The following is a 19,740-nucleotide window of genomic DNA, read 5'->3' as shown; positions in this document are numbered from 1 at the left end:
AGGAGTGGGGCCTTTTTGTTATTTCTTGAAAGCATTGAAATCACGTCTGGCAATATGATACAATAGAGGATATTTACAATAGTTAGGACAAAGGTATGCTTATTTCGATTATTTCACAAGGCTTGATCTGGGCTATTTTAGGGCTAGGAATCTTTATGACCTTCCGTATCTTGGATTTCCCAGATATGACCACAGAGGGCTCCTTTCCACTAGGGGGAGCAGTCGCGGTAACCTTGATCACCAAAGGGGTTCATCCTTTATTAGCCACTCTAGTGGCCGTAGGCGCGGGGTGTTTGGCTGGATTGGCTACAGGTCTACTTTATACCAAAGGGAAGATTCCGACGCTCTTATCGGGGATTTTGGTGATGACTTCCTGTAACTCAGTCATTCTCTTTGTGATGCAACGGGCCAACCTAGGCTTATTAGGATACTCAAAAATCCAAGATATGATTCCTATCGCCAGTGGCGTAAACGAGATTATCATTGGGATCATCTTTGTGACCTTAGTGATTGCCTCTATGCTCTTCTTCTTGGATACCAAATTGGGGCAGGCCTATATCGCAACAGGAGACAATCCTGAGATGGCTAAGAGCTTTGGGATCCATACCAGCCGGATGGAGTTGATGGGGCTAGTGGTTTCTAATGGGATTATTGCCTTGTCGGGTGCCTTGATGGCCCAGCAAGAAGGCTATGCAGATGCATCTCGAGGGATCGGGGTTATCGTCGTTGGCTTGGCTAGCTTGATTATCGGAGAGGTCCTTTTCTCAAAACTGACCTTAGCAGAACGTTTACTCAGTATCGTCATTGGATCGATTATTTATCAATTCTTGATTTGGGCTGTGATTGCTATTGGGGTCAATACCAGCTACATCCGTATCTTTAGTGCTATCATCTTGGCTATCTGTCTCATGATTCCAACCTTTAAAGAGAAACTGCTGAAAGGAGTCAAACTCAGCAAATGACCGCAATTATAGAATTAAAAAATGCCACCATAGTGGTGAATAATGGCTTGAATGAAGAAAAAGTCATTTTGGATAATGTCTCTTTGGAGATTCATGAGCATGACTTTATCACCATTCTTGGGGGCAATGGTGCTGGGAAGTCAACTCTCTTCAATACCTTGGCTGGGACCCTTCCGCTGACGAGTGGTCAAATCTTGATCAAGGGAGAGGATGTGACTCACTATGGTCCAGAAAAACGAGCAAAATACCTATCCCGTGTCTTCCAAGATCCAAAGATGGGGACAGCGCCTCGTATGACAGTGGCTGAAAATCTCCTGATTGCAAAATTCCGAGGAGAAAAGCGGGGTTTGGTTCCTCGTCGCCTTGCCCAGTACAAAGACGAATTTAAAGAGGTTTTGAGCCAGATTGGCAATGGTTTAGAGAGGCATGTCGATACGGCGGTAGAATTCTTATCTGGCGGGCAACGGCAAGCTCTGAGCCTTTTGATGGCTACCCTGAAACGACCTGAACTCTTACTCTTGGACGAACATACAGCTGCGCTCGATCCCAAGACGAGTCAATCCTTGATGGAGCTGACGGATCATTTTGTCAAAACAGATCGACTGACTGCCTTGATGATTACCCACCATATGGAGGATGCGCTCAAGTACGGAAATCGCTTGATTGTTATGCAGGATGGAAAGATTATCCAGGACTTGAATCAAGAGGAAAAGGCTAAGATGGCCTTGTCTGATTACTACCGTTTCTTTGAGTAAATTTAGAAACTAGTTTCAGTGTGTAATCGCTTGCAATACCGATATTAAAGGAGTATACTATAGGTGAAGATAAGGGAGAAGGGGTTGATACCAATGCCTTATAGATTCATACATTAGGTTACTTCGCTTTAGGTCTGTCTTCGCTGACACTTGATTGTGCTTTTTATAAAAAAGCTAGAACGTCGGAAATGTTAAATCGGTTGAGCCGTCAAGTAAGTCTGCTTAACTTACTAAATGACATTGAAATACGTGGAAATAGTAGTGGAAGCTTTAGATGGTTTTCGAACTTCGGTATGCTCAACTGAGTGCTTTGTAACAAAACTGAAAGAGAAATTGCAAAGAAAACCACTGGTATGTAAAAACGTACCATGAATAGAAATGAAAATCATAACTGTTGTTTTCGTTAGCCTAAATGGTTAATCGCCTCTTGTCAGTGAAGCAGACCAGACCTCTAGTCCCGTAAGACTGGAGGTCTTTTTGTCTGTCATGGTAGAAAGTCGAGGTGAGGGCAGTGGGATTGCCGTATGCACATGAATATAGCTGTCGAGCTCACTTTAAAGAAAGAGCAATGGAACGATTTGGAGTCGATGAAGATCAGTTGAGACGCTGGGTCAATCAACACGTGCCCTCGCTTCATCATTTTGATAGCAGTTTTGATCAACGGCCCGATACGGAAGCCTATGTAGCAGAGGACGGTGTCGTCTTTGTGTGTGATCTGAAGAATCGGGAATTTATTACCTGCTTCCAAGCTGTCAATTTGACGGTGGATGAAGAGCAGAAGGAGGCCTGTCAAGATATTCATCGTGAGAATGTGCTAGCCTATAAACATAGTCAAAGCAAGCTCCTGAATCGCTATCGCTTGAAAGAAGCCAAAGAGTTACTAGCCAATATTGAAGAGCATCTGGATCGATTTTATAGCTTGTCTCAAACCCTTAAGAAGGGGGCTCTCAGCGATCGGAATTACCAGCATTTGGAAGAACTGCTAAATGAGTTTCACGTGATCAAGGCGGCGATACGGGTGATTGAGAATAAGAAAAATGATTATCATACGGACTAGTGTTTCTTTACCAAGCTGACAATCTAGGCTCTTGATCTTCGTCTTAATAAAGGGTCCTCTATCAGATGATGGAGGGCTTTTGTTTGATCTGATTTTTGAAAAAATCGTGAAAAAATAGTATAATGTTCTAGATATGCAAGAAATTTGCAAAACTGTAATTCGACTTGGTGAGCCAAGGACCGTAAGTATGAACCATCACATAAAGGAGAAAACATGAGTAACATTAAGTTGATTACTTTAGGTGGAGTCCGTGAAAACGGGAAAAACCTCTACATAGCTGAAGTAAATGACTCTATTTTTGTTTTGGATGCTGGACTCAAGTATCCAGAAAATGAGCAACTAGGGGTCGATGTTGTTATTCCCAACATGGACTACCTCTTTGAGAATAGCGATCGTATCGCAGGAGTCTTTTTAACGCACGGGCATGCGGATGCCATCGGAGCTCTTCCCTATCTTTTAGCGGAAGCTAAAGTTCCTGTATTTGGGTCGGAGTTGACCGTCGAGTTGGCCAAGCTCTTTGTCAAGAGCAATGACAGTGTCAAGAAGTTCAATGACTTCCATGTGATCGATGCCAATTCAGAAATTGATTTTGGAGGAACCGTTGTTTCCTTCTTCCAGACCACCCACTCCATTCCAGAAAGTTTAGGAATTGTCATCAAGACTCCTGAGGGAAATATCGTCTATACAGGAGACTTCAAGTTTGACCAAACAGCGAGTGAGTCTTATGCGACAGATTTTGGTCGTTTAGCAGAGATTGGTCGTGAAGGGGTGTTGGCGCTCCTGAGTGATTCTGCCAATGCAGATAGCAAGATTCAAGTTGCTAGTGAGCAAGAAGTTGGAGATGAAATCCTAGATACCATTGGGGACTGGGATGGCCGTGTCATTGTTGCTGCTGTTGCTAGTAACCTATCACGGATCCAGCAGGTCTTTGACGCAGCTGCAGAGACAGGGCGTCGGGTTGTTTTGACTGGATTTGACGTAGAAAATATCGTCCGGACAGGGATTCGTTTAAATAAGCTTTCTTTGGCCAACGAAAAATTGTTGATCAAGCCAAAAGAAATGTCTCGTTTTGAGGATCATGAATTGATTATTCTTGAAACTGGACGTATGGGTGAGCCGATCAACGGACTTCGTAAGATGTCCATTGGCCGTCACCGTTATGTCGAAATCAAGGATGGTGACTTGGTCTATATCGTAACGACTCCATCTATCGCCAAAGAAGCGGTTATGGCACGTGTAGAAAACATGGTCTACCAAGCAGGCGGAGTAGTGAAACAAATTACTCAAAGCTTGCGTGTATCAGGACATGGAAATGCGCGTGATTTACAGTTGATGATCAACCTCCTTCGTCCCAACTATCTGTTCCCAATCCAAGGGGAATACCGCGAATTGGATGCCCATGCACGGCTTGCTATGGAAGTGGGGATTTTGCCTGAAAATATCTTCATTCCGAAGAAAGGCACCATCATGGAATATGACAATGATGACTTCGTTCCTGCCGGTAGTGTCTCTGCTGGAGATGTCCTCATCGATGGGAATGCCATTGGAGATGTTGGGAATGTCGTTCTCCGTGACCGGAAAGTCCTTTCAGAAGATGGGATCTTTATTGTGGCTATTACGGTTAACCGTCGTGAGAAACGCATCATCTCGAAGGCAAAAGTTCACACCCGTGGCTTTATCTATGTGAAGAAGAGTCGCGATATCTTGCGCGAAAGTGCAGAGATTGTCAACCAAAGTGTGGAAGAATACTTAGCTCAGGACAGCTTCGACTGGGGTGAGCTCAAGGGTGCTGTTCGTGATAGTTTGGCTAAGTACCTCTTTGACCAGACCAAACGTCGACCAGCTATCTTGCCAGTAATCATGGAAGTACGCTAGGATGAACATAAGAGGAAAAGTCGATCGTCGGCTTTTTCTTGTCAAGGAAGAAAGAAATGGTGAGGAAAGATAGATGGCAGTAATGCAGATTGAATACTATTCAGAAGCGCTCGCAATGGAGTGGGGGATCAACGTCCTCTATCCAGATGCGTCTCGAGTGAAAAATCCGGATGATCAAGATATCCCGGTCCTCTATCTCCTTCATGGGATGAATGGTAATCAGTACTCCTGGTTGAAACGGACCAATGTAGAACGGATTCTACGTTCGACCAATTTGATTGTCGTCTTGCCTAATACCAATAATGGTTGGTATACGGATACTCAGTATGGTTATCCCTACTACACAGCCATTGCAGAGGAACTGCCTAAGACCTTGGCACGCTTCTTCCCCAATATGACCAAGAAACGAGAGAAGACCTTTATCGCTGGTCTATCGATGGGGGGCTATGGATCTTTCAAACTGGCCCTTCAAACCAATCGCTTCTCGCATGCTGCTAGCTTTTCTGGTGCTCTTAGCTTTGAGGGGCGTCAACTGGCAGACACCGACCTTGGAAGTGCAGCTTACTGGAAAGGGGTCTTTGGAGAGCTAGAAGATTGGACGACGAGTCCTTACTCCTTGGAAAGTATTGCGGACAAGTATTCAGATAAAAAGACGGTCTTATGGGCTTGGTGTGGAGAGCAAGATGCTCTGTATGAGGCCAACAATACAGCTGTGGATCATCTGAAGGACCTCGGATTTGATATCACCTATAGCCATGGGCCAGGAAAACATGAATGGTTTTATTGGGAGCGGGAGTTGGAGCATTTCTTAGCAACCCTGCCGATCGATTTTGAACTAGAAGAACGACTCGATTAGGAAGCTACTCCTTCGGAGATATGCTATAATAGAGTGAAAAGTGCCTGGGCCAGTTAGATGAGAAGCCCAGAATCAATGAACAATTAGGAGAAATATACGTGACTAAAGATATTCGTGTGCGTTATGCACCAAGTCCAACTGGACTACTACACATCGGTAATGCCCGTACTGCATTGTTTAACTACTTATATGCGCGCCACCATGGTGGAACCTTTATCATCCGCATCGAAGATACGGACCGTAAACGCCATGTGGAAGACGGCGAACGTTCCCAACTTGAAAACCTTCGTTGGTTGGGCATGGACTGGGATGAAAGTCCTGAGACGCATGAGAACTACCGCCAGTCTGAGCGTTTGGAACTCTATCAAAAATACATCGACCAACTCTTGGCTGAAGGAAAAGCCTACAAGTCTTATGTAACAGAAGAAGAGTTGGCAGCGGAACGTGAACGTCAAGAAGCTGCAGGTGAAACACCTCGTTACATCAACGAATACCTTGGTATGAGCGAAGAAGAAAAAGCAGCTTATATCGCTGAACGTGAAGCGGCGGGTATTGTTCCTACAGTTCGTTTAGCTGTTAATGAGTCAGGTATCTACAAGTGGCATGATATGGTCAAAGGCGATATCGAGTTTGAAGGTGGCAATATTGGTGGTGACTGGGTTATCCAAAAGAAAGATGGCTACCCAACTTACAACTTTGCCGTTGTCATCGATGACCACGATATGCAAATCTCTCACGTTATCCGTGGAGATGACCACATTGCCAATACACCAAAACAGCTCATGGTTTATGAAGCGCTTGGATGGGAAGCACCTGAGTTTGGTCACATGACTTTGATCATCAACTCTGAAACGGGTAAGAAGTTGTCTAAACGTGACACCAATACCCTTCAATTTATCGAAGATTACCGTAAGAAAGGTTACCTTCCAGAAGCAGTCTTTAATTTTATTGCTCTTCTTGGTTGGAACCCTGGTGGAGAGGACGAGATTTTCTCTCGCGAAGAACTGATCAAACTCTTTGATGAAAATCGCCTTAGCAAGTCTCCAGCAGCCTTCGACCAGAAGAAACTAGACTGGATGAGCAACGACTACATTAAGAGAGCTGACTTGGCAACTATCTTTGAAATGGCCAAACCATTCCTTGAAGAAGCAGGTCGTTTGACAGACAAGGCTGAGAAATTGGTAGAACTCTATAAACCACAAATGAAGTCAGTGGACGAAATCGTTCCATTGACAGACCTTTTCTTCTCAGACTTCCCAGAATTGACAGAAGCAGAGCGAGAAGTCATGGCTGGTGAAACGGTTCCGACTGTACTTGAAGCCTTTAAAGCAAAACTTGAAGCTATGTCAGACGAAGAGTTTGTGGTAGAAAATATCTTCCCACAAATCAAAGCGGTTCAAAAGGAAACAGGTATCAAAGGGAAAAATCTCTTCATGCCGATCCGTATCGCTGTTTCAGGGGAGATGCATGGACCAGAACTACCAGATACCATTTACTTACTTGGTCGTGAAAAATCTATCCAGCACATTGAAAAAATGTTGGAAGAAATTGCAAAATAGGATTCAACTTTTGAAAATATGCTGTTCATTTCTAAAAAGTCATCAATTCGATGGCTTTTTTTGCTGAGATAGAGCATAGATATAGCCAAAATGATTGAAAATAGGATTCAATCATGTATAATCAAGAGAGAATAATTTTTGAGGAGAGAGGGGCACCCTTACCTTGCTAAAAAAAACATGGAATAGAGTGACGAGATTTAAATTAGTGAAATCGGGAAAACATTGGATTCGAGTAGCCTGTTCGAATGCTTCTTTTTTGCGCTCTAAAAAAGGAAGAGATGTTTCCAATCATTCTAGTATGGATGCGCCAAGATCTATAGCCTTAAAAGGTTTGATTGCTACTGGTTCTATTATGGGTGCTACGTCAATCGTGCATCCGACGGATGCTGATGAGCTAGCAGGTCCAACTTTACAGTCAGAAATAGCTTCGGAAGTGGGAGTAGTAGGTAAAGATAGCTTAGTGCTGAGCAGTGTGGGACAGTCGTCAACGACGAGTCTGTCTACGAGCGAGTGGTCTCCATTAGACTCACAGAGTGGCTCTCTTTCTACTACTTTGTCCATGACGCATTCAGAAGTACGCTCTACTTCAATGACGGAAGCTAGCGTCCTTTCAAATGGGAATCAAAAGGCTGTAGCCGTCTCAGATCCTGCTCGGGAAAAACAGCTTCAAAGTATTGCCCGGGATCTTTATTCGTATATAGAGCAAGCGAAAGAATTGAAGGATGGAGAAGGACTTGTGTTGGAAGCGGAAGGAGCTCTAGAGACGATCCGTAACCAATTAGCCGATCCGAATCAAGATGGAAAGGTGACTCTTCTTCAGGCGAAATCTGCTCGGAATCGCTTGGTCAATGCTGTGTTAAGAGAGCAATCAGGGAAGAGAGATCCGCGTACAGGTAGTGCCTTAGAAGTGGACAGTGCATTTCGTACTCCATTTGTCATGAGTGGTCCGGCAAATAATCATCTGATCACAGCTTATAATTCTGATTCGATTAAGTTGCAATATATTGTGAGAGAGCAGAATGGTGGCGTTATTCTCACCTATATGGGCTATGCTCCCAACAGTGAACGGGTTGATGGGGTTCTCGTTCCCAACGCAACCTTGAAATCGCCTTTTGCTCCCATGTTGATCGAAGGGAAAGTCGGAGGTACAGAGGTTGTCGAACCTGGGAAAACTTATACAATCACGGTTCGTTTTACCAATTCTAGAAATCAGTTCCTCGACCGTTCTTTCCGCATTAAAGTCTTACCTCAAAATGATGGCATCCGAAATCCGATTACTCCGGTGACTTCTAATACTCAAGTGACCGATTTGACCAATCTGACAGAATCAGAAAAAGCGCAGGTTTGGGAAAAATTTAAGGAGGCAAATCCACGTCTACTGGCGTCTAAAGATTTTAAGAGCTACTCAGTCTCTGCAACTGGAGAAATTACGGTTGTCTTCAAGGATAATACGTCTAATACTGTGAAGGTGCCTTTGACAGAGGATCCTCGAACGCAGTCGCTCTCGGTGAGTTATTCACAGAGCGTATCTGAAGCGCAAAGTACTTCTCAAATGCGGTCACAATCGGCTAAGTTATCAGAGTCTTTGTCTGAGAACTATTCAGAATCGGAGAGTGCTTCAACATCAATCGTCGCTTCTCAAAGCACCTCGCTTTCTACAAGTCTCTCGGTATCAAAAGCGGCATCTCAATCTTTGAGTGTTTTAGAATCAGAAAGACTTTCAGAATCTGCTGTGGCCTCAGAGAGTGAGTCTACATCAGTCAGTGTGGTGGTATCTGAGAGTCAGTCAACATCTGTAAGTGGTTCAAAATCTTTGAGTACCTCTGTTTCCACGAGTGAGTCAATTTCGACCTCTGAGTCAGAGTCGATCAGTCAGTCTGCGTCGGCAAGTATTTCAGAGTCAGTCTCCGAATCCGTGAGCACCTCTGTTTCCACGAGTGCTTCAGTTTCGACCTCAGAATCCGAGTCGGTAAGCCAGTCTGCGTCGGCAAGTGTCTCCGACTCAGTCTCAGAATCTTTAAGTACCTCTGTTTCCACAAGTGATTCTATCTCGACTTCTCAATCCGAGTCGGTAAGCCAGTCGCTATCGGCAAGTGTTTCCGACTCAGTCTCGGACTCCTTGAGTACCTCGGTTTCTGTCAGGGAGTCAATTTCGACTTCTCAATCAGAATCGACCAGCCAGTCTGCGTCGGCAAGTGTCTCCAACTCAGTCTCAGAATCTTTAAGTACCTCTGTTTCCACGAGTGATTCAGTTTCGACCTCTGAGTCAGAGTCGATCAGTCAGTCTGCGTCGGTAAGTGTTTCAGGGTCAGTCTTAGACTCGTTGAGTACCTCTGTTTCCGCAAGTGATTCAGTTTCGACCTCTGAGTCCGAGTCGATTAGTCAGTCGGTATCGGCAAGTTTTTCAGAATCAGTCTCGGAATCTTTAAGTACCTCGATTTCCGCCAGTGATTCAGTTTCGACCTCTGAGTCCGAGTCAATCAGTCAGTCAGTCTCGGCAAGTATCTCCGACTCAGTCACCGAATCCATGAGTACCTCTGTTTCCACGAGTGAGTCAGTTTCGGCCTCTGAGTCAGAGTTGATCAGCCAGTCTGCGTCGGCAAGTGTCTCCAACTCAGTCTCCGCGAGTGATTCAGTTTTGATCTCTGAGTCAGAGTCGATCAGTCAGTCAGTCTCGGAAAGTTTTTCAGACTTAGTCTCGTACTCGTTGAGTACCTCGCTTTCCACCAGTGATTCAGTTTCGACCTCTGAGTTAGAGTCGATCAGTCAGTCAGTCTCGGAAAGTTTTTCAGACTCAGTCTCGTACTCGTTGAGTACCTCTGTTTCCACAAGTGATTATATCTCGACTTCTCAATCTGAGTCGGTCAGCCAGTCGGTATCGGCAATTGTTTCCGAATCAGTCTCGAAATCTTTAAGTACCTCTGTTTCCGCCAGTGATTCAGTTTCGACCTCTGAGTCAGAGTCGGTAAGCCAGTCTGCGTCGGCAAGTGTCTCAGAAATAGTCTCGGACTCGTTGAGCACCTCGATTTCCGCCAGTGAGTCTATTTCGACCTTTGAGTCAGAGTCAGTCAGTCAATCTATATCCGCAAGTAGTTCCGATTCAGTCTCAGGCTCTTTGAGTACCTCTGCTTCCACAAGTGAGTCTATCTCGACTTCTCAATCTGAGTCAATCAGTCAGTCGGTATCGGCAAGTAGCTCAGAATCATTCTCCGACTCCTTGAGTGCTTCGGTTTCGGCAAGTGAGTCAGTTTCGACCTTTGAGTCAGAGTCGATCAGTCAGTCTGCGTCGGCAAGTATCTTAGAATCCCTTTTAGACTCTCAAAGTGTTTCAGCTTCTCAAGTTGTCTTTGATAGTCAATCGGAAAGTAGTTCTGAATCAGAATCCATTTCTTTGAGTACCTTGGATTCTACAAGAGAGTCGGATTCAACTTCCCAGTCCGAGTCGACAAGCCAGCTGACATCAGCTATGTTATCAGAGTCAGTCTCTAAATTCATGAGTACCTCAATTTTCGCCAGTGAATCTATGTCGGCTTCTCAATCCGAGTTTGTAAGGAGTTCAGAATCTATTTCGAGTTCTTCGAGTCAATCTGCTCCATCAAGTGAGTCTGTTTCGACACCGGAGTCTAGGTCTAACAGTCAGTCTGATTCACTCAGTCTAACCGAGTCGTCATCAGAATCCTTGAGTGGTTCGATCTCAAGAAGCGAAACCCTTTTAGAGTCCTCATTTAACTCGCATAGACAATCAGAGTCAATCAGTCATTCTCAGTCCGTTTCAATGCTAGATTCAGCAAGTGAAGCTCATTCTGGTGGGACTTCGGGAGTGCTCATTCAGTCCCTATCCTCTTCTACCCCAGTGATCCTATCCAATAAAGAAAGCTCATCGAAAGCCGTTCTTCCAGTAACTGGTGAAAAGAAATCTACAGCATCAACCTTATTTGCTACTCTTGCATCTTTCATTGGACTAACTCTATTGGGACGCCGTAAAAAAGAAGAGGAAGAATAACGGCATTTCTTTATAGGAAAATATCCGTCTAGTATTCAAAGTGTCTGCAAAAGAATCTCATTTTGAGGTTCTTTTTTTCTATTTTACCCTAGTAGATTTCACGGATTTTAGTAAAAGAAAACGGAATTACTTTTGGGAAGGAAATTTTTTGAAAATTGAATGGTTATCTACCTCAAATTACTTGAATATGTATAGTAATGATGTATAATATTAATGACTATAATGTTTAGGGGATATTCATGTTATTTAAACGTTTGAATGGAAAAGTTAGGGAGCTGGATCGAACGACTCGTTTCAAGTTAATCAAGTCTGGGAAGCATTGGGTTCGATCTGAAAATTCTACCTTAGGTTTATTTAAAATTGTTCGTGGAGAAGTGAAAACAACAGTCGGAACGAAGTCAGATAAGGAGCGGTATGTGATCCGTTCTACAAGTCAATTCGTACTGAAAGGCTTATTGGCGACGGGAGCAACTGTTGGTGCCACCGCCATTATCAATACGGCTTATGCGGATGAAGCAGGTGTTGATGTGGCTACAACTTCTGAATTACAGAAAGAAACCTTAGCAGAAGCGAATAGCTTGGTGATTGGTTCTGTATCTGATGCTAGATCAATGTCAGAAGAAAGTCTAGAATCGACAAGTTCTTCTGCCTCTTTAGGCGAGCAAACATCTGAGAGTCTTTCTGTGTCTCAGAGTGAATCTACTTCAGAAACATTGACGACATCAGAGTCAAACGAGGAAACGACCGAAACGGTTCTAGGAGCAACGGATAAGGCTATCCTGGAACAGAATATGTCAGAGGCTACCTTATTGACCCAGATGGCTGAAAATCATGCCTCAAACCTTGCAGATGCGGATCAGAAAACAGCTCTCTCAGTTGCGATTGCTAAGGTACAAACAGAATTGTCAACTGGTACTCAGTTGCTTAATGAACATGTGGCGATGCAAGCCTATGTGGATCAACGTCAACGGTTAAATAAGTCTGTTGATGAAATGATGCTTGTACTGAAAGCGACAGGTTTTGTGGGGAATAGCAGTGTAAACGGCAAACCTGCTATTGCAGCTCAGTTGGCACCGATTTATGAAATCGTAACAGACTCTAAAGAGTTGTCCAATATCACTCCTAATTTGGATGATCGAAACGGGGCTAGCATAGAAGACGTTGCTTTGAAATATGAAGACATAGAAAAGGATCCGAATTTAGATAAATCGGTAATAAATCTCGATCCTGTGACTCTTAAGTCTCTGTCTGAGAAACATGATGTGACGCGCTATACCTTTGCTATTTGGGATTTCGTTAATCGAGTGAAGCCGGACCCTCTGGATTATTATGCAACCTTATCCGTCGACCGTAGCTCGATTGGTTCAACTACTCCTAAAGGTCTCGATGTATACTTCCGTCTGGTTAAAAAATCTAGTGGTACGGAGGTTTTTGCTCAAACAGTTAAAGCAAATAGTGTGGTTGAATTTGATTTACCAAAGGAATTAACAGGTTCAGATACAAACCGCCAATATAGGGTTTCTTACTCAATTTATGATGATGGGAAACCTGGAGTTATACGGATGCAAAGTGTGGATTACCAGACTCCTAAGTTTATGATCCATCAGCTTTATGATGTGGTAGAACCTAAGAATGTAGGTATTTATGCACCATCGACCGTAGCATCAATTGTCCCATCACGAAGTGCTGAACACGTCACTTATTACAAGCTCGTTGACGACAAGGGAGAATTCCGGCAAGGAGCTTACGTTCCGAATGGTAGAGAAACTGTTTTGGCCTCTTATGCCCAGGTTGGTATTGAAGGTCAGGAGTACACAGCTTCAGCTGCTCGACAATTGGACGGATTTGTGCAAGTTCCACTGGTAGACTATCATCAGAATAAGATGTCTGGTGTCTTTGATCTTAGTGAAGTCGGGAAACAGACTGTCGAAACCTATCGAGGAGGGGCAAGAGACCACTATATTAAGCTTGTCCGAGAAGTAACGAGTCCAAATGGTGATTATACCTTAAAATACTATGTCTTGGATCCTTCTAAACTATGGAATTACCGCAAAGGAGATAACGGTACAGTATTTGATCTTGCAAATTATACCTTAGTGTATGAAAAGGCCTTTAGAAACGATCATTGGAATGAAACCTTTGAACATCTTGAGACGCGAGAGGTAAAAAGCAAGAAAGAAGATTATTCTCTTACAGTTACTCCTGATTTTTCAGATGGAAAAAACTTTAAGTTAAAAATCTCAGGTTGGTTCTCCTTGACAGAGAAGGTAAGCTATACGGATGAAAAAACGGGTAAGGAATATTCTTTTCGTAAACCATATACTTCCGCTCCAGAAAAGCAGGCACAGCTGAGTGGTAGCCATATTGTGGGTGATGATGCATCACTGCAAGGCGCTGACGGATTTTCTAAGTTTTATCATACAGTTTCGACCGGGGTGAGTTACTCGCCATCGAAGAGTGTGAATTACTATTACCGAAGAATGACTCCTTCTGAATTGCGATCTCAATCACTCAGTTATTCAGCTTCTCATTCGATGTCAGCACAAGATAGTCTTTCCTACTCAGAAAGCAGCTCACAAGTAGTTGCTTCAGAGTCTCAATCTCTATCTGCAGCTGTTTCTCTGTCGGCTCGTCAATCAACCTCCTTATCTGAGTCGATGTCAAATAGTGATTCAGCATCAGATAGCCTATCCATTTCACAGGTGCTCGAATCTCAATCGCTATCTTCTTCTCAGTCTGATTTGCAGAATGATTCAGAGGTCTCTGCCTCAGCATCGGTAAGTAGCTCCTTGTCAGCCTCAGAGAAGTTAGTTTCTGAATCAGAGAGTGGATCGTTGTCTGTATCAGAATCGATTTCTTCAGCATCAACAAGTGCTTCGGTATCGGCATCAGAGGCATTAGCTTCCGAATCGGTAAGTAGCTCCTTGTCAGGCTCAGAGAAGTTAGTTTCTGAATCAGTGAGTGGATCTCTGTCTGTATCGGAGTCCATCACTTCAGCATCGGCAAGTGCTTCTCTATCAGCATCAGAGGTAGCCGTTTCTGAATCATTAAGTAGCTCTCTATCAGCCTCAGAGAAGTCAGCTTCTGAATCATTAAGTGGTTCCTTATCTGTATCAGAGTCAATCGCTTCAGCATCGGCAAGTAGCTCTTTATCAGCTTCAGAGAAAACCGCTTCTGAATCAGTGAGTGGCTCCCTGTCTGTATCGGAGTCAATCACTTCAGCGTCATCAAGTAGCTCTCTATCAGCTTCAGAGAAAACCGCTTCTGAGTCATTAAGTAGTTCCCTGTCTGTGTCAGAGTCAATTACTTCAGCATCGACAAGTGCTTCGGTATCAGCATCAGAGGCAACCGTTTCGGAATCAGTAAGCAGCTCTCTATCAACTTCAGAGAAAACCGCTTCTGAGTCATTAAGTAGTTCCCTGTCTGTGTCAGAGTCAATTACTTCAGCATCGACAAGCGCTTCGGTATCAGCATCAGAGGCAACCGTTTCGGAATCAGTAAGCAGCTCTCTATCAACTTCAGAGAAAACCGTTTCTGAGTCATTAAGTAGTTCCCTGTCTGTGTCAGAATCGATTGCATCAGTCTCAACAAGTACTTCAGCATCTGTAGCTCAAATGGAATCTTCTGAACTTCAATCAGCCTCAGTCTCTGAGTTGACTTCGGTATCAACCAGCGTTTCCGTTTCAGCATCAACAAGTGCGTCGATTTCAGCAAGTGCATCTGATTCAGTCTTGAATTCCGAGTCTGTTTCAATCAGTAGTTCTGAATCAACTTCATACAAGCAAGCATCTGAGTTGACGTCCGCTTCAGCCTCGGAGTCAGTGTCAACCAGTGAGTCTGAATCGGTAAGTAGCTCAGAGTCTGTTTTGAATTCTACATCGGTTTCAGCAAGCGCCTCAGAATCTATCTTGAGTTCCGAGTCCGTTTCAACAAGTACATTTGAATCAACTTCACGTAAGCAAGCCTCTGAATTGGTATCCGCTTCGGCATCTGATTCAGTGTCAACTAGTGAGTCAGTATCAGTAAGTAGCTCCGAGTCTGTTTTGGATTCTACATCGGTTTCAGCAAGCGCCTCAGAATCAACCTCACGCAAACAAGCTTCAGAGTTTGAATCTGTTTCAGTCTCTGCTTCAGTTTCAACCAGTACATCAGCATCTGTAGCTCAAATGGAATCTTCTGAACTACAATCAGCCTCAGTCTCTGAGTTGACTTCGGAATCAACCAGTGTTTCCGTTTCAGCATCAACCAGTGTGTCAGAAGCAAGTGCGTCAATTTCAGCAAGTGCCTCAGAATCAGTCTTGAGTTCAGAGTCTGTTTCAATCAGTAGCTCTGAATCAACTTCACGCAAGCAAGCATCTGAGTTGGCTTCGGCATCTGCTTCTGCTTCAGTGTCCACTAGTGAGTCATTATCAGTAAGTAGCTCCGAGTCTGTTTTGAATTCTACATCAGTTTCAGCAAGTACATCTGAATCAATCTCAAACAAACAAACTTCAGAGTTGGAATCTGTTTCAGGCTCAGAGTCAGTATCAATGAGCACATCAGCATCTGTAGCTCAAATGGAATCTTCTGAACTTCAATCTGCATCCGTATCTGAGTTGACTTCGAAATCAACCAGCGTTTCAGTTTCAGCGTCAACAAGTGTGTCAGTATCCGAGTTGATTTCTGAATCCACTAGTGTTTCAGTTTCTGCTTCGACAAGTGCGTCCGAATCTGAATTGAATTCTAAGTCTATTTCAATCAGTGTATCTGAATCTGATTTAAGCAAGCAAACTTCTGAGTTAGAGTCAACATCAACATCTGCTTTAGTATCCACTAGTGAGTCTGTATCGGTAAGTAGTTCCGAGTCTGTCTTGAATTCTGAATCAGTTTCAGCAAGTGGCTCAGAATCTACCTCAAGTAAGCAAACATCAGAGTTGACTTCGAAATCACTAAGCGATTCTGTTTCAGCGTCAACAAGTGCTTCAGAATCTAGAGAGTCAATTTCAGCAAGTGCCTCAGAATCTGCCTCAACTAAGCAAGTCTCTGAATTGACTTCGGCATCCACTAGCGTGTCAACTTCAAGTAACCAAGCTTCTGAGTTAGAGTCAGCCTCAACATCTGGATCTATCTCAACATTGGCATCAGCATCGTTCCAAATGAGTGTATCCAACCAGCCTTCGACAGATAGATCGGCTTCGTCTAGTCATTCTATGTCACTGACATCAAATTGGTCATCTGTTTCCGCTTTGGCTTCAAACGAGGTAAACGTATCTGAAGTGGTGTCCGAGTCTGCTTCGGCGAGCCCTCAGGAACCAAGGAGCACACTTGTTTCATCAAAAGCAAGCCAGCTCTTATCGGAATCGACTTCTCTTTCAACGAGTCGGTCTACTTCTAGCTCGGCAAGCCAATCTCATTCAGAAAGTCAAGCGACTCCTCAGATGAGCTCCTCTGGAGAGAAATCGGCTGCTTCTGTATCCGAAGCAAAATCGACGTCGGACTCTCTCGGAGTGACTTCACGTGAGCTGTTCATCACGCTTGTAGTAGCTTTCTTTGCAGGCTTGGCCTCATTTTTCCATCGTAAAAAGTAAATACAATTATCTTTCTTAAAATTGAAAATTTGCTTATTTCGATTCTACTGATATACCGGCAGATCCATGAGAGGATTTGTCGGTTTTCTTTGAGAATGTCGGGGTGAAAAGCCTCGTGAAATATGGTATAATGAATGGAGAAAAGCTAGATGAATAGTGGTTCTTCAGATCATCTTCTGAAGAACTTTTTTCTCTTATAGATAAGAGATTGTTTAGGTGAAATGGTTCAGTCTTATGCGAGTGTTTGATGAGCGGATTTAGGTAGGATAACCATTTGAGAGAAGGGGGAGTAGAAGAGTAGGATATGATGAAACAATCTGGAGTTAGGAATCGATTATGTTGGACGATCCTATTCGTCTTTGTTTATGTTTTAGGAAGTAAAATCACCTTACCCTTTGTAGATCTAGCGAAGGTTTTAAATGTGAACGAAGGTACTGCAAGGGGTCTGGAGTTGACGAGTGCTATCATGGGTGGGAACCTTCGTGGCTTATCCATTTTTGCCCTCGGGCTTTCGCCTTGGATGTCTTCAATGATCTTGTGGCGGTTGTTTACAGTATCTAAACGTCATAACCTGGAGAGAACCAGTTCGGACCTTGTGGAGCGACGGAAGATGTATCTGACACTTGCTTTGGCTCTTGTGCAATCTTTGGCAGTTTCCCTCTATCTCCCGTTAGAAACAGACCTGAGCCCTCTTCTAGTGGTCTCGCTTAATGCCTTGATTATGATAGCAGGTACTTTTTTCTTAGTCTGGTTAGCTGATTTAAATACCGCACTAGGCTTGGGGAATTCTATTGTGATCATGATGGCGGGGATGCTTCTGTACTTACCAGAGGATGTCCTTGGGACCTTATCAAAGAGTGGGCTTCCAGCATACAGCCTTCTGTTTCTATTTCTCCTCTTGTTAGCATTTATGTATATGGTCGTATGCATCGAGTATGCTCGCTATCGGATCCCTGTGAATAAGCTGGGGATTCACAACAGTTTGAAAGCTCACACGTTTTTAGATGTGAAGCTCAATCCAGCTGGAGGCATGCCCTTTATGTATGCCATGACCTTGGTTTCTATCCCGCAATACATATTTTTGCTGGTCCAAGCCATTAATCCCCATGCTTCATGGGCTGCCACTATTGCTAATGAGTTGGTCATAGGAGAGCCAGCCTGGATATTTCTCTATGGTCTGATGATGGTCCTTCTGTCCTTTGCTTTTGCCTTTGTAACGGTCAATGGGGAAGAAATTGCAGACAAAATGATGAAAAACTCAGAGTATATTGATTTCGTTTATCCTGGAGAAGAGACGCGTAGGTACATCAATCGAATTGTCTTTCGTTTAACGGTTTTTGGGACGCTGTATTTAATCCTGTTTACCGTGTTGCCCTTCCTTCTTCTGCTTTGGGATAGAGGGCTCTTGCGTTTGGTCATGATTCCAGGAAGTTTTCTCATGTTTGTGGGGATGATCTCGACGATCCGGGAGGAAGTTCGAGCCCTTCGCGTGAACCAAGGCTATACAAGATTGTTTTAGGAGTTGCTATGTATTACTTTATCCCAGCCTGGTATGGCAGCGAGCGTATTTGGTACAATACGACGACGCCTTGGTATTGGTCGAAAGATATGATTGAATTTGATGAGACCATTCATCAAATTCGAGTCTTCCAGGAAGCGGGAGTGGAGCGGAAATTAGTGCTTCCACATTATTGCCCACAACTGCGTTACTACCTCCATCGGCAAGATTTGTTGGAAACAGACTATCTGTCAATTTTTGATCATATTCAGGGAATTTCCCCTCGCCAAGAGATGATACCGATTCAGGTCGAAGATTTGGAATGGCCAGCTCAAACAAGCTTTGCTTATACTCCTTTTCAAATAGTGGCTTTCTGTCGCGGTCAGGTCATCGCTAGTATCGATTTGGGAGTAGATGGGAATCTTCTTTCAGTTAATCGGCTAAAGGGTAAAGAAACGGTTTATGTGCAGTATCTAGATGACCGAGGTTTTATTTCCAGTGTCTTATACTACAAAGAGGGAAGTCCGTATTTCCAAGACTATTTAACCCCCGAAGGGGACTGGGTTTTGAGAGAGTTATTGACGGATGCTAGCCACATGGTCTTTGTTAATGAAGCCTTTCAGAAGCAGTTTAAACGTGAAACTTACTCGGACATGGGAGAAGTGGTTGCTGAAAAAATGAAAGCCATACTAGAAGACCTAGTTCCGGGTCACGATCGTATGGTGATTGCGGCCCATCCAGCTAACCTATCCTTTATCCAACAAGTGGAGCGGGGCATTTCAAAGGTTCTCTCTTTTTATGGGCAACGCCAGCCACTATCACAAGAAGATTCCTTGCTTCATTTTTCTTTAAAAGAGGTTGACTTGGTGCTAACTGATAGTGAAAAAACGAAACAAGATTTGCTTCGTCTTGCTCCAAGTATTGCTTCTAAGGTCCATCGCCTGACGTCCTTTGATTCGCGGCTGAGATTGGGAAGCAGTCAAGAGAGGAAAGAGTCGAAAATCTTTTTCTATCTGGATGAAAAGAACCTCCCCTCTCAATCCGCTTTAGAGAAAGTGTTCGAAATCTTAGCGAAAAACCCTTTATTTGAAGTCGTTTTCGCGATCTACAATGCTTCTGATGAAGCAGTAGCGACACTGGATAGGCAGTTAGAAGACTTAGCTGGCGAGATGGGGATGGCTGCTAGGGGTGTTCAGGTTGATTCTCGCGAGCTGGGAGAAAACCACATCCTCGAAGATGCTTCTCTCTTTGAAAAGAAGCTAGATCGTTATAAGCTTCGAAATTTCTTCAATGAGAACGACATCATCAAAGAATTAGAACAGACTCGCTTAATAGTAGATATGAGTGAGGAACCCAATCTGTATACACAGATTGCAGGCATTTCGGCAGGGATTCCTCAGATCAATCGCAGCCAAACAGAGTATGTAGACCATTTAAAAAATGGATATGTCCTGGGGGAGATGGAGGAAGAGCTAGAAAAAGCGATGGACTATTTCCTTAGAGATCTTAAACCATGGAATGAATCGCTGATTTATTCCGTCGAAAAGATTCAAGAATACACAGGCCAGCGCTTGATCGCCAAATGGGAAGGATGGATGGAAAACTAGG

Annotated in this window: 10 protein-coding genes; all 10 read left to right on the top strand. The window is 43.8% G+C overall.

Annotated elements, in window-relative coordinates:
- The first annotated feature begins 95 nt into the window (after positions 1 to 95).
- Positions 96 to 962 (top strand): ABC transporter permease, encoded by an 867-nt coding sequence (locus N596_RS06245; RefSeq protein WP_023027322.1) that lies wholly within the window; start codon positions 96 to 98, stop codon positions 960 to 962.
- Positions 959 to 1,717 carry an ABC transporter ATP-binding protein gene (locus N596_RS06240; RefSeq protein ID WP_023027321.1) on the top strand — a complete coding sequence of 253 codons (759 nt, stop codon included), beginning with the start codon at positions 959 to 961 and terminating at the stop codon, positions 1,715 to 1,717. Before N596_RS06245 ends, N596_RS06240 begins: the two co-directional genes overlap by 4 nt.
- Positions 1,718 to 2,285: 568 nt before the next feature.
- Positions 2,286 to 2,774: a hypothetical protein gene (locus tag N596_RS06235; protein WP_023024564.1), complete on the top strand. Its 489-nt coding sequence runs from the start codon at positions 2,286 to 2,288 to the stop codon at positions 2,772 to 2,774.
- A gap of 213 nt (positions 2,775 to 2,987) precedes the next feature.
- Complete coding sequence (locus N596_RS06230; protein WP_023024562.1) at positions 2,988 to 4,649, top strand: ribonuclease J; 1,662 nt, start codon at positions 2,988 to 2,990, stop codon at positions 4,647 to 4,649.
- Between the two features lie 73 nt (positions 4,650 to 4,722).
- Entirely contained in the window at positions 4,723 to 5,505 is a 783-nt protein-coding gene (locus tag N596_RS06225) for an alpha/beta hydrolase (protein ID WP_023024561.1), read from the top strand.
- Positions 5,506 to 5,603: 98 nt separating this feature from the next.
- A complete protein-coding gene (gltX, locus tag N596_RS06220) occupies positions 5,604 to 7,064 on the top strand; it encodes a glutamate--tRNA ligase (protein ID WP_023024559.1) in 1,461 nt (486 codons plus the stop codon).
- A 187-nt stretch (positions 7,065 to 7,251) separates the two neighbouring features.
- Positions 7,252 to 11,067 (top strand): KxYKxGKxW signal peptide domain-containing protein, encoded by a 3,816-nt coding sequence (locus N596_RS06215; RefSeq protein WP_258025863.1) that lies wholly within the window; start codon positions 7,252 to 7,254, stop codon positions 11,065 to 11,067.
- A gap of 239 nt (positions 11,068 to 11,306) precedes the next feature.
- On the top strand, positions 11,307 to 16,634 hold the full coding sequence (locus tag N596_RS09480; protein ID WP_052329308.1) for an accessory Sec-dependent serine-rich glycoprotein adhesin: 5,328 nt from the start codon (positions 11,307 to 11,309) through the stop codon (positions 16,632 to 16,634).
- 304 nt (positions 16,635 to 16,938) lie between these two features.
- On the top strand, positions 16,939 to 18,153 hold the full coding sequence (gene secY2 / locus N596_RS06205) for an accessory Sec system protein translocase subunit SecY2 (RefSeq protein WP_023027319.1): 1,215 nt from the start codon (positions 16,939 to 16,941) through the stop codon (positions 18,151 to 18,153).
- A gap of 8 nt (positions 18,154 to 18,161) precedes the next feature.
- Positions 18,162 to 19,739: an accessory Sec system protein Asp1 gene (gene asp1, locus N596_RS06200; protein WP_023027318.1), complete on the top strand. Its 1,578-nt coding sequence runs from the start codon at positions 18,162 to 18,164 to the stop codon at positions 19,737 to 19,739.
- Position 19,740: the final 1 nt, after the last annotated feature.

The sequence above is a fragment of the Streptococcus ilei genome (assembly GCF_000479335.1).
In the GTDB taxonomy this organism is placed as follows: domain Bacteria; phylum Bacillota; class Bacilli; order Lactobacillales; family Streptococcaceae; genus Streptococcus; species Streptococcus ilei.
The sequence above is the reverse complement of the archived record's forward strand: the minus strand, read 5'-3'. Positions and strand labels throughout refer to the sequence as shown.